At 61.7% G+C, this 14,169-nt stretch carries 16 protein-coding genes and 1 riboswitch; of the genes, 2 read left to right on the top strand and 14 right to left on the bottom strand.

The features are described from left to right. Positions 1-74 precede the first annotated feature (74 nt). Together MKP08_RS10395 and cobU are read left to right on the top strand one after the other, a co-directional pair. A complete protein-coding gene (locus MKP08_RS10395) occupies positions 75-269 on the top strand; it encodes a DUF1289 domain-containing protein (RefSeq protein WP_170003080.1) in 195 nt (64 codons plus the stop codon). Next, on the top strand, positions 266-772 hold the full coding sequence (gene cobU / locus MKP08_RS10390; protein WP_241553762.1) for a bifunctional adenosylcobinamide kinase/adenosylcobinamide-phosphate guanylyltransferase: 507 nt from the start codon (positions 266-268) through the stop codon (positions 770-772). Before MKP08_RS10395 ends, cobU begins: the two co-directional genes overlap by 4 nt. Here cobU and cobD read toward each other — a convergent pair. From cobD to MKP08_RS10320, 14 genes are all read right to left on the bottom strand, one after another. Further along, positions 762-1,763, bottom strand: coding sequence for a threonine-phosphate decarboxylase CobD (gene cobD, locus MKP08_RS10385; RefSeq protein ID WP_241553761.1), 1,002 nt, complete (start codon positions 1,761-1,763; stop codon positions 762-764). The genes cobU and cobD overlap by 11 nt on opposite strands. Then, complete coding sequence (cbiB, locus tag MKP08_RS10380) at positions 1,760-2,707, bottom strand: adenosylcobinamide-phosphate synthase CbiB (protein ID WP_241553760.1); 948 nt, start codon at positions 2,705-2,707, stop codon at positions 1,760-1,762. Before cbiB ends, cobD begins: the two co-directional genes overlap by 4 nt. Beyond that, positions 2,704-4,164 carry a cobyric acid synthase gene (locus tag MKP08_RS10375; protein ID WP_241553759.1) on the bottom strand — a complete coding sequence of 487 codons (1,461 nt, stop codon included), beginning with the start codon at positions 4,162-4,164 and terminating at the stop codon, positions 2,704-2,706. Before MKP08_RS10375 ends, cbiB begins: the two co-directional genes overlap by 4 nt. Before the next feature lie 6 nt (positions 4,165-4,170). Then, positions 4,171-4,899: an ABC transporter ATP-binding protein gene (locus MKP08_RS10370; protein WP_241553758.1), complete on the bottom strand. Its 729-nt coding sequence runs from the start codon at positions 4,897-4,899 to the stop codon at positions 4,171-4,173. Positions 4,900-4,940: 41 nt separating this feature from the next. Continuing rightward, on the bottom strand, positions 4,941-5,918 hold the full coding sequence (locus MKP08_RS10365) for an iron ABC transporter permease (RefSeq protein WP_241553757.1): 978 nt from the start codon (positions 5,916-5,918) through the stop codon (positions 4,941-4,943). Beyond that, the gene (locus MKP08_RS10360; protein WP_241553756.1) at positions 5,915-6,745 is read right to left on the bottom strand and encodes an ABC transporter substrate-binding protein; all 831 of its coding nucleotides are present in this window, start codon (positions 6,743-6,745) and stop codon (positions 5,915-5,917) included. Before MKP08_RS10360 ends, MKP08_RS10365 begins: the two co-directional genes overlap by 4 nt. 3 nt (positions 6,746-6,748) lie before the next feature. After that, positions 6,749-8,677 carry a TonB-dependent siderophore receptor gene (locus tag MKP08_RS10355; protein WP_241553755.1) on the bottom strand — a complete coding sequence of 643 codons (1,929 nt, stop codon included), beginning with the start codon at positions 8,675-8,677 and terminating at the stop codon, positions 6,749-6,751. 160 nt (positions 8,678-8,837) lie between these two features. Then, a riboswitch (cobalamin riboswitch) is annotated at positions 8,838-9,048 on the bottom strand. Between the two features lie 32 nt (positions 9,049-9,080). Continuing rightward, positions 9,081-9,686 (bottom strand): cob(I)yrinic acid a,c-diamide adenosyltransferase, encoded by a 606-nt coding sequence (gene cobO, locus MKP08_RS10350; RefSeq protein ID WP_241553754.1) that lies wholly within the window; start codon positions 9,684-9,686, stop codon positions 9,081-9,083. Further along, positions 9,683-10,216 (bottom strand): alpha-ribazole phosphatase family protein, encoded by a 534-nt coding sequence (gene cobC, locus MKP08_RS10345; RefSeq protein WP_170003060.1) that lies wholly within the window; start codon positions 10,214-10,216, stop codon positions 9,683-9,685. The genes cobO and cobC overlap by 4 nt, the downstream gene beginning before the upstream one ends. Beyond that, positions 10,207-10,959: an adenosylcobinamide-GDP ribazoletransferase gene (gene cobS, locus MKP08_RS10340; RefSeq protein ID WP_239807406.1), complete on the bottom strand. Its 753-nt coding sequence runs from the start codon at positions 10,957-10,959 to the stop codon at positions 10,207-10,209. The genes cobC and cobS overlap by 10 nt, the downstream gene beginning before the upstream one ends. Beyond that, positions 10,956-11,954 (bottom strand): nicotinate-nucleotide--dimethylbenzimidazole phosphoribosyltransferase, encoded by a 999-nt coding sequence (gene cobT, locus MKP08_RS10335; RefSeq protein ID WP_170003094.1) that lies wholly within the window; start codon positions 11,952-11,954, stop codon positions 10,956-10,958. Before cobT ends, cobS begins: the two co-directional genes overlap by 4 nt. A gap of 273 nt (positions 11,955-12,227) precedes the next feature. Then, positions 12,228-12,698: a hypothetical protein gene (locus MKP08_RS10330; protein ID WP_241553753.1), complete on the bottom strand. Its 471-nt coding sequence runs from the start codon at positions 12,696-12,698 to the stop codon at positions 12,228-12,230. 339 nt (positions 12,699-13,037) lie between these two features. Then, on the bottom strand, positions 13,038-13,685 hold the full coding sequence (locus tag MKP08_RS10325; RefSeq protein ID WP_241553752.1) for a hypothetical protein: 648 nt from the start codon (positions 13,683-13,685) through the stop codon (positions 13,038-13,040). Beyond that, positions 13,685-14,119: a hypothetical protein gene (locus MKP08_RS10320; RefSeq protein ID WP_256970088.1), complete on the bottom strand. Its 435-nt coding sequence runs from the start codon at positions 14,117-14,119 to the stop codon at positions 13,685-13,687. Before MKP08_RS10320 ends, MKP08_RS10325 begins: the two co-directional genes overlap by 1 nt. Positions 14,120-14,169: the final 50 nt, after the last annotated feature.

Genomic DNA, 14,169 nt, shown 5'->3' with positions numbered 1-14,169 from the left:
CGCCTCATCATCCGCTTACCGCAAAGCTCCGTTCACTTTTGCCAGCCCGGGCAACACGAGTTAGGGCCATTCGCATGCCTGCAACGACCATTGAGGACCCGCAATCGCCATGTCGGAAGATATGTCGACTGTCGGCAAACGGAAATGTCTGCACGGGCTGTGGCCGGACGCTCGATGAGATTGCGAAGTGGTCCGCAATGTCACCTGACCAAAGGCGAGCCGTGATACAGGCCGCTGCGAGGCGAAGGGTCGAGGGCTTCACTCTATGAGCACGGTTCATCTGATTCTCGGTGGTGCTCGATCGGGCAAGAGCCGCCATGCTCTTTCGATATGCGGCGGCATGGAGGGACCTCACAAGTTCATCGCCACCGCGCAGGCGTATGACGATGAAATGACCGAGCGTATCCGTCAGCATCGCGAGGAACGTGCCGACTTCTGGCACACAATCGAGGCACCGATCGAACTCGCTCGTGCGATTACGTCGGTCAACGAAGGCACTGTGCTCGTCGATTGCTGCACCTTGTGGCTCTCGAACGTGATGCTGGCCGAACTCGACACCGGCAGGGAAGTTGACGCGCTGGTCGAGAGTATTGCGCGGGCTAAGACGAATGTCGTGCTGGTTAGCAACGAAGTCGGCTCGGGCATTGTCCCGGAAAATCGGCTCGCGCGCGATTTTCGCGACGAACAGGGACGGCTTAACCAGCGGCTCGCGGAGATTTCCGACACGGTCGACCTTGTCGTTGCTGGACTGGCCTTTCGTCTCAAGGGTTGAGCCCTCTCGCAAGCCGTGAAATCGCGATCGTGTCGGCCGGCAATCCAATGCGGAGGTGATGCGAATCCCCGACGAAACGGCGCACGGCGATTCCCTGTTCTGCAACTTGCCGCCAGAGCACATTCGCGTCCGGTGCCCTGGCAAACCGGAACAGGTCGGTTCCGCCAATATCGTCCAACGCCGAGCTAGCGATAAGAGCGCGCATCTCCAGCGTCCGCTGAGCAAGATTTTCGCGTGTGGCCGCTTGCCACTCATGGTCTGCATAGGCTGCGGCACCGATCTCCAGCGCAGGGCCTGAGACGTCCCATCCACCGAGGCGATCTTCGATGCTGCACAAGATTTTTTGCGCAGCCAGAACGGCACCCAAGCGCACGCCTGCGAGCCCGAAAAACTTCCCGAATGATCGCAAGATGATAAGTCCCGGCCGGCCAGCAAAGGGAGCCGCGCTGAGCATGGGATCGAGATCGGCATAAGCTTCGTCGACGATCAGCCAGCCGCCACGTCGGGCGAGTTCGGCGCGCGCTGCCTCAATGGCTTCGACGGGCCAACGATGCCCATCGGGGTTGTTGGGGTTCACGATTACTACGACATCAGCCTCCCCGGCCAATGCCAAGGGATCGGAATGCGTGACCACCTTCGCCCCCGCCAGTCGCCAGCTTTCCGCATGATCTGCATAGCTGCGAGCGCGCACGGCTACGCTCTGAGCACGTAGGATCGAGGGTAGCTGGCGGATGACGACTTCCGTTCCGGCGACCGCGCGGCAAAAAGACGGATGGCATCCGAACGACTTTGCCATGGTGCTTTCGCAGAGAGCGCGCGCCGCCTCGCCCGGTAAGCGCTCCCATGCATCGGATGAGATCGATGGCAACGGATAAGGGCACGGATTGATACCGGTCGACAGGTCTATCCATGGCAGAGGTGCGCCGGGAAATGCGCGTGCCATCGCGTCGATCCGTCCGCCATGGCCTGACACGAGGTTCGAATCGATCATGTCAGGTTGGCCCAACCCAGCAGAGCCAGGATGAACGCTATGGCGATCACCACCCTCCGATAGAGTTCCAAGGCGTGGCGAATATCGGCTCCAGATGGGTCTCTTGCTCCTGAATTTAGCCAAGGCTCGTTACTCGTCGTTTCGCCATAGGTCCGCGGGCCCGACAGCCTGATGCCGAGCGCTCCCGCCATCGCCGACTCCGGCCACCCTGCATTGGGAGAACGGTGCCTGCCGGCGTCCCGAAACATGACCTGTATAGCCCGGCCCGAACCGGCACAGAGCGCGAAAAGAATGCCCGTCAGGCGTGCAGGGATCAGGTTGGCAAGATCGTCGAGCCGGGCGGCTACCTTGCCGAACGCTTCGTAGCGCGCATTGCGATGGCCGATCATCGAATCGAGCGTGTTGATCGCCTTGTAGGCAAACAGCCCCGGCAAGCCGAACAGCGCGCCCCAGAACAAGGGTGCGGTGACGCCATCCGAAGTGTTCTCGGCGAGGCTTTCGATGGCGGCGCGGGCGATGGCGGGCTCGTCCAAGTCAACGGTCGCACGTCCGACGATGCGGCTCAACGAATACCGCGCAGTAGCGATCCCCGCAGCGTCGAACGCCTCGGAGACATCCGCGACGTGATCGTGCAGCGAGCGCGCTGCAATCAGGCTGGAGGCGATGAGGGCCATCAGGGCTAGCCCTAGCCATCCGGCTGGCAGAAACAGCTGGATGCCCAGACCGATCCAGCCTGCAAGCGCCACCAGAAACAGAGCAACAAAACCGCCCGTCGCGATCCGCGCCGACCTGCTCCATGATTGGCGATTGCCCAGACGCTCTGTCCGTTCGACCAGCCAGCCGAACCAGCGGATAGGATGCCCGATCCGCTTGTCCACCGCTTCGGGCCAGCCGACCACGGCTTCAATCGCAAGACCTGCCACCATGATCCATGCCGCGGTCACCGCGCAAGCGCCAGCAATGCATCTACGTCGAGGGCCGCTTCGATCCCATCGGCCAGTTCATCCAGCGCAATTTCGACACTGTCTTCGTAGTCGAGCGTGCTGTTCCGGCCGCTGCGCAATCGCTCGAGCCAACGCGAACGGAAACCATCGCTCGCAAACACACCGTGAAGATAGGTGCCGATCAAACGTCCGCCCGCCGCGACCGCACCATCAAAAGCGCCGTCTTCCAAGCGAGAGAAGGGATTCTCCAGCGCAGGCCCCTGTGAAAGACCGGTATGAATCTCGTATCCTGTCACCGCGTCATGATCGGCGATTGTGGTCCCGCTGATGGGGCGAACCACTTTCTTGCGGGTCATCGCCGTCCTCATGTCGAACAGGCCCAGGCCATCCGCCGACCCAGCCAATCCATCCGCGGCGTCGGCGTCCTCGATCCGATTGCCCAGCATCTGGAAGCCACCGCACAGGCCGACGATGCGCGCGCCTGTGCGCCAGGCGGCAATGATGTCGTGATCCCACCCCTCACTCCGCAGCACTGCTAGGTCGGCCAAGGTCGACTTGGTGCCCGCGAGGATGACTGCATCGGAATCGCGCGGGAAAGGCTGGCCGGGAGGAATGAAGCGGACCTCTACATCCGGCTCGGCACGAAGCGGATCAAGGTCATCGAAATTGCTAATCCGCGACAGCATTGGCACGGCGATTAGGATGGCCCCGTGTTTCGGTTTCGCTTGTCCAAGAACCACAGCGTCTTCAGCGGGCAGCCGCGCAGCACAGGGCAGCCACGGCACGATGCCGAAACTTCGCCAGCCGGTGCGGTCTTCGATGAAACGCACGCCATCTTCAAACAGGGCCTGGTCGCCGCGGAAGCGATTGATGACGAAGCCTGCGATCATCTCGGCATCGTCGGTCTCAATGACGGCTCGGGTGCCGACCAGCGAGGCGATGACCCCGCCGCGATCGATGTCGCCAACAAGCACCACGGGAACGTCGGCTGCGCGCGCGAAGCCCATATTGGCGATGTCGCCCTTGCGCAGGTTCACCTCCGCCGGGCTGCCCGCACCCTCCACGATAACGAGATCGTGCGCCATTTTCAGCCGGTCGAACGCGTCGATCACAGTGGGAAGAAGGCTTCCCCGGCTGGCCATATACGCCGCCGCTTCCTCGCTGCGCAGTGCTTTGCCATTCAGGACGACCTGCGCGCGCCGATCGCTTTCGGGCTTGAGGAGCACGGGGTTCATGTCGGTCGACGGCTCCAGCCCCGCTGCACGTGCCTGGAGCGCTTGCGCGCGACCGATTTCGCCTCCACCGGGACAGGCCGCCGCGTTGTTCGACATGTTCTGCGGCTTGAAAGGTGCCACATCGACACCCCGGCGCCGTGCGATCCGGCAAAGCCCCGCCACGAGCAGCGATTTGCCGACATCCGACCCAGTGCCCTGAAGCATGATCGCGCGACCAGTCATCCTGCGTTAGGCGGGGCCGAAGATGTCGAGCCGGATACGCGCGCCATTGCGAACAATCTCCGCCTCGATCCCGAACACATTGCGCAAGCGCTCGCTCGTGAATGTCTCGGCCGGACTACCGTCGGCGACGATCCGCCCGTCGTGCATCCAGAGAACTCGGGTCGCATAGCGCAATGTGAGATCGAGATCGTGGACTACCGTCAGCACTCCGCGCCCGACCCGCGCCATCGAGGCAAACAAACGCATCGTCTGATGCTGGTAGCGCGGATCGAGCGCGGCAACCGGCTCGTCGGCAATAAGGAGTGGTGTCTCGGCAGCCAGCGCACGCGCCAGATGCACACGGGCCAGTTCGCCACCCGAAAGGGTATCCGCTGCCCGCTCTTCGAAACCATCAAGATGGCAGGCGCTGATCGCCTGCGAAACCGCCGCCTCGTCGCTGTCCGACAGTCGCCCCAGCGCCGCGCCATAGGCAAACCGCCCGAGCGAAACGACGTCGCGAACCGGTTGCGGCCAGACCAGCGGACGGGCCTGCGGCAGGTAGGCCATCTTGCGTGCACGCTCGACCGGCGTGAGCGAAGCGATTGGTTTGCCATCGATCGACGTCGCGCCCATATCGGCTGACAACAGCCCAAGCGCGAGGCGCAGCAGCGTCGTCTTACCGGACCCATTGGGACCGATCAGCGCGATGAGTTCTCCTGTTCTCAGTGAGAATCCAGCGTCGACGACCAGCGGCATGGCGTCCACCGCATAGCTCAGATTGCTTGTCTGCAGAACGCTCATGCCAATTTCCGTCGCGCGGCGATCCAGATGAACACCGGAGCGCCGAGGAGCGATGCGACCACGCCCAGCTTGAGTTCGCTATCGGTCGGGAGCACCCGCACGCCGATATCGGCCAGCACGAGGATGAGCGCGCCAAGCAGTGACGATGGCACCAGCAGGCGCGCCGGATCGTAGCGCAGGAAGGGCCGCACCAGATGCGGCGCGACGATCCCGACGAAACCGATCGCACCGGCCAACGCCACCGCGGCGCCTGTCGCCAGCCCGGCACCGATGATCACCGCCAGCCGCTGTCGCTTGAGGTCCAACCCCATTCCTTCGGCCGCCTCGTCTCCCAGAGCGAGTGCGGACAGGCCCCGGCGCGACGCGAGCAGCACCACCGCCCCGATCGCCATGAAGGGCAGCGCGAATACAAGATCGTCGAAGCTGCGATTGTCCACCGTGCCGAGCATCCAGTTGACCATGTCGGCAAGGCTGAAGGGGTTGGGCGCAAGGTTCATCAGCAGCGCCATGATTGCCGCCGAGAAACTCGAGAGGCCGACACCAATCAGGATCAGCGTGACCACGGAGCGGGTGCGGATCGCAGCCAGCGCGACCAGCAATGTCGCGATCAGGGCACCCGCGACTGCAGCCAAAGGCAAGACGAGTGGGCCTGCGGTCACGAGACCGAAATAAAGCACGAAAGTCGCGAAGAGCGCGGCAGTGGCGGACACGCCGAGAATGCCCGGCTCGGCCAGCGGGTTGCGCAGAAGGCCCTGCAGGGCTGCCCCGCTCATTCCCAGTGCCGCGCCGACGAACGCGGCAGCGAGCGCGCGCGGCAGGCGGATTTGCCAGACGACCAGCTCGTCACCCTGACTCGATTGAAATGCGAGAGCAGCGAGCACCCGGTCGAGAGGCAAGGGCACCGATCCGAGCGCGACCGAAAGGACCAATGCACCCGTCAGGCTTGCCAGCAGGATGGACACCGGCCGATTCATCGCGTCTTCTCCCCCGCTTTCGCCAAAGCTTCGACCGCGTCTAGCAAGAACCAACCGCCGCATGAGGTCCACGATCCCTCCAGCGGGACGACCGGCAGTTCGCGCAACTGCGCCCGCGCCACCGGATGGCGCGCCGCACTCCAGTTGTCGCCATGGTTGGTCGCGCTTTCGAAAAAGGCAGCCGCGATCAGGTCGGGGCGCTCGTATACGAGGCGTTCGAGCGGAAGGGGGTTCCAACCGGCACGGTCCTGAAAATTCCTGAGGCCGGCCGCGACAAACAGTTCATGCACGAGTGTTCCTTCTCCAGCCGTCACACCAGCGGGTGTCATGTAGAGGACTTCGCGAGGGGGACTGGGCCGATCGGCCAGCGCCTTCAGTCGCCGATCCATCTCGGCGACGAGTGCTGCGGCCTCATTCGGCTTACCCAGTTCGGTCCCCACGCGCAGCACTTCGTCCCGCACTTCGGCAATCGATTGGGGGAAGCCAATCTGCACGACCGGCACGCCCGGTTCCTGCATGAAGTCGGCGATATCGTGCCCACCGCCATATGTTCGCACCACCAGATCGGGCTGCAGCGCCAGAACATCCGCAGTGCGCGGACGGACCGTGGGAATCCCTGCCGCCTCCGCCCGCATGTAGGAGAAGCGCTTCCCCGCATCGGGCGAAAGCGCGAGGATATCCTCTCGATCCGCGAACTTCAGGACATACTGGTCGGCGCAATAGTCGAGGCTGACGATCCGTCGCGGCGCCTCCGCTCCTCGCTCCGCCACCTGTGAACAGGCACAGAGCAAAAGGCACGCCAGCGCCGCGGGGATCGTCCGAACCATCGATTACATCCGGTAGCGCACGCCGCCGAACACCGCACGACCAGGTTGGCCGTAGCGGAAGATCGTTTCATACTGCTCGTCGAATAGGTTCTCTATCCGACCGAAAATTTCGATCTGCTCGGTAAGGCCAAAGCTCGCCCGAATATCGGTCACCACATAGCCATCGAGGCGGGTGGTGTTGGTGGCATTGTCGAAGCTGTCGCCCGCCACGAACACGGTGGCACCGATGCCGATGCCGTTCTCAATGCGGTAGTCCGCGACCAGACTGATCGTGTCTTCGGCGCGGCGCGGCAGGCGATTGCCGGTGATGTCGTTGCGGGCATCGATCGTGGTGTAGTTCAGCGCGACATCGAAGCCGTCGACCGGACGAAGCGCAAGGCCAAACTCCCAGCCGTCAGCGCTGGCCAGCGCGATATTGTCGTATGTTCCGGAAGGGCGGGGATTGGCGGGATCCTGGCACGCTGGGATGGGATTGCCGGTGCAGCCGACGAAAGCGATGAGGTTCTCGGCATCGCGTTCGAAGTAAGTGAAGCCGATCTGGGCGCGGCGATCGAGGAAGCTGTGCGTGATGCCGATATCCCAGCTTTCGGACTCCTCGGGTTCTAGCGCGGTATCCCCGAAATCGCTGAACAGTTGGAACAACGCGGGCGCCTTGAAACCTTCGCCGAAACTACCGCGCAACACGGTATCGCCGCCGTTGGGCGAATAAGCACCACTGGCAGCGAAGGTCGTGTTGTTGCCGTAGGTTTCGTGATCGTCGTAGCGAACGCCGCCTGTCAGCGAGAGCCCCTCGATTGGAGTCAGGTTCAGCTGTCCGTAGACCGAATTGATCCACACATCGTCGCCGGTCGCAGGAGCACCGAAACTGGAACTGCGATATTCCGATTCCTCACGCTCGGCACCGAACACCAGCGTCGCAATCTCGGCTGCGTCGAACACGCCCTGATATTCATAGCGCACGTTCTCGCCGAAGGCATCAAAGGTCTCGGAATCCGTATCGAAGCTGAAATTCCTGCGGTCGATCCGGGTGTAGGCGATACCCAGTCGATTGCGAAAACGCCCGTCCAGAAAGTCTGCGTTGATGCCCGCATAGCCGACCAAATCTTCCCGATAGGAAACCTCGTTGGTGTCCCCCAGGCCGGTAGCGGTGAAGCCGTCGATCTCGACCTCGCTGTCGGCATAGAAACCTCGCAGATCGATCGAGAAATTCTCACCCAGCGCAATATCGAGCTTGGCGTTGGCACCCAGGCTTTCAAAGCCGTCCGGCTCGGTGCCGCCGCGCGCTTCGCTGAATGCCGAAATGCCATCGGTGCGATAGTAATTGCCGCCGACACTAAGGCCTACGGGACCAAACCTTCCCGACACATTGCCGACGAGCTCCGCAGTATCGCGCTCCCCATATTCCGCGCGAGCGAACACCCCGAGCTCCTCGGTCGGTTCGCGGGTGATGAGGTTCACGACGCCGCCGATAGCCTGGCTGCCGTAAAGGACGCTTTGCGAACCACGCACCACTTCGACCCGTGCGATATTGCCTGTCAGGGCAGGACCGAAGTTGAAGCCGCCACCGGTCGAAGAGGGGTCGTTGAGCTTGACCCCGTCGATCAGCATGACGGTCTGGTCGCTCTCGGCACCACGGATCGAGACGCCTGTGTTGGTTCCGATGCCGCCATTGCGGTTGAAGGTGACGCCCGGGACTGTGCGCAGGATGTCGAGCACTTCACTCGGCTGGCGGTTTACGATCTCCTCTTCCTCGACCACGGTAACCGAGTCGCCAACTTGGCTGATCGCACGTTCGGTGCGGTTGGCCGTGACCACGATCGTTTCGGAGTTCACTTCCTCGTCTTCAAGAAGATCGACCGACTGGGCAAAGGCTCCAGTCGAACACAGTGCCACGGCCGATGCCGCGACGGACAAATAGAATGCGGATTTCATTGACATATCCAAAGCCATCCCACGCGGAGGCCCCGGTGCCCGCATGGTCAACTCGACAGATGGCCCGCCGCGGCTCGCACCGAGCCGCGACTCCGGAAACCGGCCTGACTGTCGTTACTTCGGAAAAGAACTTTCCTGTCCCAAGGGGCTGGACCCGGCCCCGGACGAACGACGCGACGGCAGGTCTCCTGGCTTGCCGATCAACGTCTTCGAACCGTCTTCCCGGCGCCACCCAGTGAAGGGTTTAGCCAGTGACATGTTGGTTCGGGACTTCTGGCTCACAGTTGCGGGCACAGCGCCGGTATCGCACCGGCTTCCCTCTTAGCTTCAGGTGATTTCGCACCTGCAGCACCGTCTGTTCGCGCCAATGCTCGCTTGGTCCGTTGCTGTCAATCCTTGCCTGCTAGAGGTCGATGCCCTGCTGCGCGCGGATCCCGGCATGATAGGCGTGCTTGATTTCGGCCATTTCGGTGACAGTGTCGGCATAGTCGATCAGTTCGGGCTTCGCGTCCCGCCCGGTCAGGATGATCCGGGTATCGCCCCGGCCTTCGAGCACTTCGATCGCTTTTGCGGGCGTCAGGTATTCGTAGCGCAGCGCAATGTTAATTTCGTCGAGCACGACTAGAGCGTAGTCACCGCTTGCGATGAGTTCACCGGCCTTGGAGAGAGCTTTCTCCGCGGCTTCGATATCGCGATCCTTGTCTTGTGTGTCCCATGTGAAACCATCGCCCATGACGTGCCAATCGACGAGATCGGGAAAGCGCGCGAAAAACTGCTTTTCGCCCGTCTTCCACTTTCCCTTGATGAATTGCACCACCGCGACTTTCTGTCCCCAACCCAGCGCGCGGGCGATCACTCCGAAGGCCGAGCTCGACTTGCCCTTGCCATTACCGGTGTGGACCAGCACGAGGCCGCGCTCAGGATCCGTGAGCTCCCGGCGCCGCTTCGCTTGCGCGGCCTGCAGCTCCTTCATCTTTTGCTTGTGCGTATCGCTGTTGGTCTCGCTCATACGACCTCTTTTGGTTCAATGGTGAGGGACTGGCCGAAGCCGAGTTCCATTTCAAATGGGTTCGGTCGGCCAAGAGCTGCGGCAACGCAACGGACAACACCAAGATGTGTGACGGCAAGGATGTCACCACCAAAATCTGCCGCGTCGCGCAGATAAGCTCGCACTCTTTCGATCATCTGTGCAACACTCTCCCCCCCATGGGGTCGCGCACCTTCGACATCTTGTGCCCACGCATCGATTTCACTGCGCGAAATGGCGTCCCACGGCAGCATTTCCCAGTTCCCAAAATCGATTTCCATTAGCCTCGGGTCGGCATGGACCGGAAGGTCGAAATACACGGCCAACCGCTCAGCCAGCGCGGTGCATCGGATCAACGGGCTGCTGTCGATCCGCGCGAAGCTTCCAGGCAATGCGTTCATCAGAGCGCTGAAGCGTCCGTCGTCTAAGGGTCTGGTGGTCACGTCCGACTGGCCGTAGCACGTGCCCTTAGCGATCTCAGGCTCACCGTGACGCAGCAAAGTCAGAGCCATGCCAGCATGCCGAGATAGAAGCCGACTTCGCTGATCTGCTGCACCCCGCCGAGGCAGTCGCCGGTATAGCCGCCCAGCTTGTGCTCGAAGAGCAGCCGCGTCGTAACATGGCCTATCGCAAGGCCGGCCAAGCCGCATAGTGCAGAGCCGGGCCCAAGAATGGTCGCACCGATTGCGGCCGCAGCGATCCCGGTGAGCGTCGCCACCACCAGCGGCGCTGCTCCGATCCCCTTCGCAACCGGCTTGGCGATCCCCTCGGCCCGTGCGTAACGACTTGTCGCGATCACGATCACCGCCGACAGGCGCGAGGCTCCGTGCGCCATGGGCAGAGCGGCGAGTGCGACCATGAAAGGGAGTTGCGCCAGCGACGCGATCTTGAGCAGCAGAACTATGAACAGCGCTGCGGCTCCGAAGGTGCCGAGCCGGCTGTCGCGCATGATCTCCATCATTCGCTCCGGCGTTGTCGCTCCTTGCCCGTCGAACAGGTCCGCCAGGCCATCTTCGTGAAAGGCACCCGTGGCCAGCAAGGTAGCGGCAGTGCTTAAGATCGCTGCGATGTAGGCCCCGCCGATCGCCCAGCCGAGCGCGAAAGCAGCAGCGCCAATTGCGCCGATCAACACACCGACCAGCGGATAGAAGCCCGGCGCGGCCTCGAAATCGCGCTCGTCCAGCTGCGCCGCAGGTAAGGGAATTCGCGTAAAGAAAACCCACGCGGCCAAAGCGGCGGCGAATGGTCGCTTCATGAGATCGGGGAGGCGCCGGACACCCCGGCCTGCGAGAAACTTGCCATGCCGAAAAGCGAGAGCGCGGCGCGGATGATCGGCACGGCCAACAACGCGCCGGTCCCTTCGCCCAGCCGCATATCGAAATCGAGCAGTGGCTCGGCTTGGAGCCAGTCGAGCAGCGCCCGATGGCCGTGTTCTGCCGAGCGATGCGCATAGACAAAGGCCCGTTCACAGTCTGGCTCGATCGCCCGCGCAAGCGCGGCGGCAGCGGTCGCGATAAAGCCATCGACCACCACAAGTTTATTCGATGTCCCGGCGCCAGCCATCGCACCCGCCATCGTGCCGATCTCGAAGCCGCCGACCTCGGCCAGCGCTTCAACCGGCGCAAGCGCTCCAGTTCGCGCAGCTGCGCGTTCGAGAACCTCTTGCTTGTGCGAGAGACCGGTATCGTCGAGGCCCGTCCCTCGCCCGACGAGTTCGGCCACGGAAATGCCGCTTAGGTTGTGAGCAAGTAGGGCCGCAGAGGAAGTGTTCGCGATGCCCATCTCGCCGAAACAAACGATCTTGCTTTCAATACCGCACGCGAAATGTCGCCCTTGCGCAATCGCCTTCCTTGCCGTCTCGGGCGACATCGCAGGCCCTATCGAACTGTCGGCCGTTCCCCCTCCTAATGACAGATCGATAAGCGCATCGCGTCGGCGCGGCGGATGTGCGATTCCGCAGTCAACGACGGTCATCGGTATGTCGAATTGCGCCGCGATGACATTTGCAGCGGCTCCGCCGGCTAGAAAGTTGGCGACCATTTGGCCGGTAACCTCCTGCGGGAACGCGGACACGCGCTGTGCGGCAATCCCATGATCGGCTGCGAAAATGGTCAACGATGCTGAAGCATTCGACGGAGTCATGTCGCCAAGAATCGCAGCGGCCTGAACTGCAAGGCTTTCGAGCCTCCCCAATGACCCTATCGGTTTGGTCTTGTCGTCGATCAGGCGCTGGAAGTCGGCTCGGGTCATACGATGCGCGTCTAGCGAATACGGAATGGCTTTGGAACGGCATAACAAAGCCATGCGCAATGAGCGCTTGTGGAGGTCCATTGGCGAGGGCAGGGCCGTTTTGTGAGCCCAAGCAATATCGCCACAGCGGCGTGTTGAGCAAACGGCAGCTTTCATGTCGCGAGGCGAACCATGATAATGACCGAAATTGGGGCGCAAAGCAGCCATAATGGTTTCAAGGAGGCCGCCCCGACAGGCCGTTGCGGCCTCCCCCCTTTGTCGTGACGCGATCGCCTAGCTGACGTTCGAGGTTCGCGAGGCACTATTTAGCAACGCCTGCAACCGCTCTTCCGCACGCTGTATCCCTTGATCTCGGTCCGATGGCACTCGGCGTAAATGCACGATTTCATTACCTTTTGCCCGGAAGCTGCCTTTCCTACCGATCGGCGGAAGCACCAAAGCCCGGCCATTCCCCTCACTAATATAGAGGCGGCAGCCTGAGATAATGTGAGTAGCGCCGTCACGAGGCGCATAAAGGGTCAATTCGACGAACCGATATTCGCCATCGATCCTCTCAAACCCAAGGTGAATGATGTCTTCGTCGCTGTCTTTTGCAGCCATTGCCACCTGCAGTGGATTGTCCGGAGTGCGTCGATCTCCCGCGGCCAGCGAAAGTCCTGGCTTCAGCACTTTCCCTCGCAGCAACATCTGGTGAATAGCGCCGAGATAGCGGGCCATGATGTGGTTCTCGGATTCGAAGTTCATCGTAATTTTCCTTGAATTTTCATCCCCCGATCCGGGGACATTTCCACCTCCAAAATCTTTCTGCCGCACAAACGATATCCCGCAGGCCGGACGTGCTGCGGGATATCTGATCAGTTGTGCCGTCCGCTGCACCATCGGGTTTCCGAATTAATGGTGTCTGGTGCGACGGCGTGCGAACGAACGTCGTCACATGCTTTTTTCAAAGTCTGCACCGCATCTCTGCCGCCCCTGTTTAGGAGTTCGAGCTCTGCGCACGCCGAGGTTCAGCGCTGATTTCCAGGGCAACCCGGTCCATGTAGATTACGATTAGGCGGATCTTCCTTGTCCAATCGTGGCACCTCACGGGCACTTATCGAGGTGATCCTCCCATAATTCGCGAAGGATATCCTGGCCTCCGTCGTGGAGCAGCTCCTGATCATACGCCCCATGGGCGAGGCCAAGGCCCGTAAGCACTTTTGGCACGATGCAAAGATGAGCATGCAACGGATACGGGGCGCCGATCGCTCCAGGGCTATGTAAAACGACCACCGAAGCGACTTTGCGGGAGCTGGCTAAAGATACGGCGTAAGACCGCGCTCGCTCCCAAGCCGTATGGAGGCGATCCATGTCCCCCAAAGGCAAGGTGACGTATGTCAGGAGACCTGCTTCGGTGGGGGACACGAATTCATCGGCCTGCCGAAGAAGGACGTCTGGATCACGCAGCAGGTCGTCCGCTTTGGCCGGAAGAACGACCTCTACCTTCTCGACATTTGGCGACCAGACCGATCGATCGCTGACGTCGATATGGGTGCCGACGTGGCACTTTCTCCAGCCAAATTCATGCGCGGAATTCTCTCGTCCTCGAAATGTCTTGCGTAGAACACCGAAGGTGAAACCATCAGATGACCCTTGCGGATTCGTATACAGCCAGGTCAAAGGGTTTTGCTCACTGACCTTCTGCGAAGATTTGGCCGTTTTCGCTTGCGGGCTGCGTTTCTTGGCGGCCATCAGAATGACACCCCCCTGAGGAAGCGAGCGATTTCGGCATCCGCGCGCTGACATCCCCTCACCAGCTCAGCTTCTGATGTCGGGGCTTGCCAGTGAACCTCAAGGCCGTTCTCTCCGACGGACACATAATGGCCACCCCGTTGCGGAACGAGCCAGAGCGATTGATCGAATCGGCAAGGAAGCATGTGCGTCATAAGCATCGGCTCCACGGGAGACGAGAGCACGATGTCGGCCTCGCACGGGCGGTCGCCAGCCAACAACCTAAGCAGCAGGACGTCGCGGTCCTGATCGACCGCTGTCTTCAGCATGGCAAGATCTCTACGCTCAGCGTCGGCGGTGCCGGACATTACGAGGCGGCATTCGGGAACATCGAGCGTCCCGTTTGGAAGGCCCGGTAGATTCCACGTGGCCACTGTGGAGGCGGTCAGTTCCATCAAAGGGATTGCGAGCAGCCGTTCGCATGGCGGTAAAGGCCGTGAGGTTT

This window comes from Erythrobacter sp. LQ02-29 (assembly GCF_022576075.2).
Lineage (GTDB): Bacteria > Pseudomonadota > Alphaproteobacteria > Sphingomonadales > Sphingomonadaceae > Alteriqipengyuania.
Note: the sequence above shows the minus strand (reverse complement) of the source record. Positions and strands in the feature narration are given on the sequence as shown.

Bases quoted from the DNA above. Each gene is read 5' to 3' on its own strand.
- MKP08_RS10395 (WP_170003080.1), top strand. From the start codon at position 75: ATGCCTGCAACGACCATTGAGGACCCGCAATCGCCATGTCGGAAGATA.
- cobU (WP_241553762.1), top strand. From the start codon at position 266: ATGAGCACGGTTCATCTGATTCTCGGTGGTGCTCGATCGGGCAAGAGC.
- cobD (WP_241553761.1), bottom strand. From the start codon at position 1,763: ATGATCGATTCGAACCTCGTGTCAGGCCATGGCGGACGGATCGACGCG.
- MKP08_RS10375 (WP_241553759.1), bottom strand. From the start codon at position 4,164: ATGACTGGTCGCGCGATCATGCTTCAGGGCACTGGGTCGGATGTCGGC.
- MKP08_RS10370 (WP_241553758.1), bottom strand. From the start codon at position 4,899: ATGCCGCTGGTCGTCGACGCTGGATTCTCACTGAGAACAGGAGAACTC.
- MKP08_RS10365 (WP_241553757.1), bottom strand. From the start codon at position 5,918: ATGAATCGGCCGGTGTCCATCCTGCTGGCAAGCCTGACGGGTGCATTG.
- MKP08_RS10360 (WP_241553756.1), bottom strand. From the start codon at position 6,745: ATGGTTCGGACGATCCCCGCGGCGCTGGCGTGCCTTTTGCTCTGTGCC.
- MKP08_RS10355 (WP_241553755.1), bottom strand. From the start codon at position 8,677: ATGAAATCCGCATTCTATTTGTCCGTCGCGGCATCGGCCGTGGCACTG.
- cobO (WP_241553754.1), bottom strand. From the start codon at position 9,686: ATGAGCGAGACCAACAGCGATACGCACAAGCAAAAGATGAAGGAGCTG.
- cobC (WP_170003060.1), bottom strand. From the start codon at position 10,216: ATGGCTCTGACTTTGCTGCGTCACGGTGAGCCTGAGATCGCTAAGGGC.
- cobS (WP_239807406.1), bottom strand. From the start codon at position 10,959: ATGAAGCGACCATTCGCCGCCGCTTTGGCCGCGTGGGTTTTCTTTACG.
- cobT (WP_170003094.1), bottom strand. From the start codon at position 11,954: ATGACCCGAGCCGACTTCCAGCGCCTGATCGACGACAAGACCAAACCG.
- MKP08_RS10330 (WP_241553753.1), bottom strand. From the start codon at position 12,698: ATGAACTTCGAATCCGAGAACCACATCATGGCCCGCTATCTCGGCGCT.
- MKP08_RS10325 (WP_241553752.1), bottom strand. From the start codon at position 13,685: ATGGCCGCCAAGAAACGCAGCCCGCAAGCGAAAACGGCCAAATCTTCG.
- MKP08_RS10320 (WP_256970088.1), bottom strand. From the start codon at position 14,119: ATGGAACTGACCGCCTCCACAGTGGCCACGTGGAATCTACCGGGCCTT.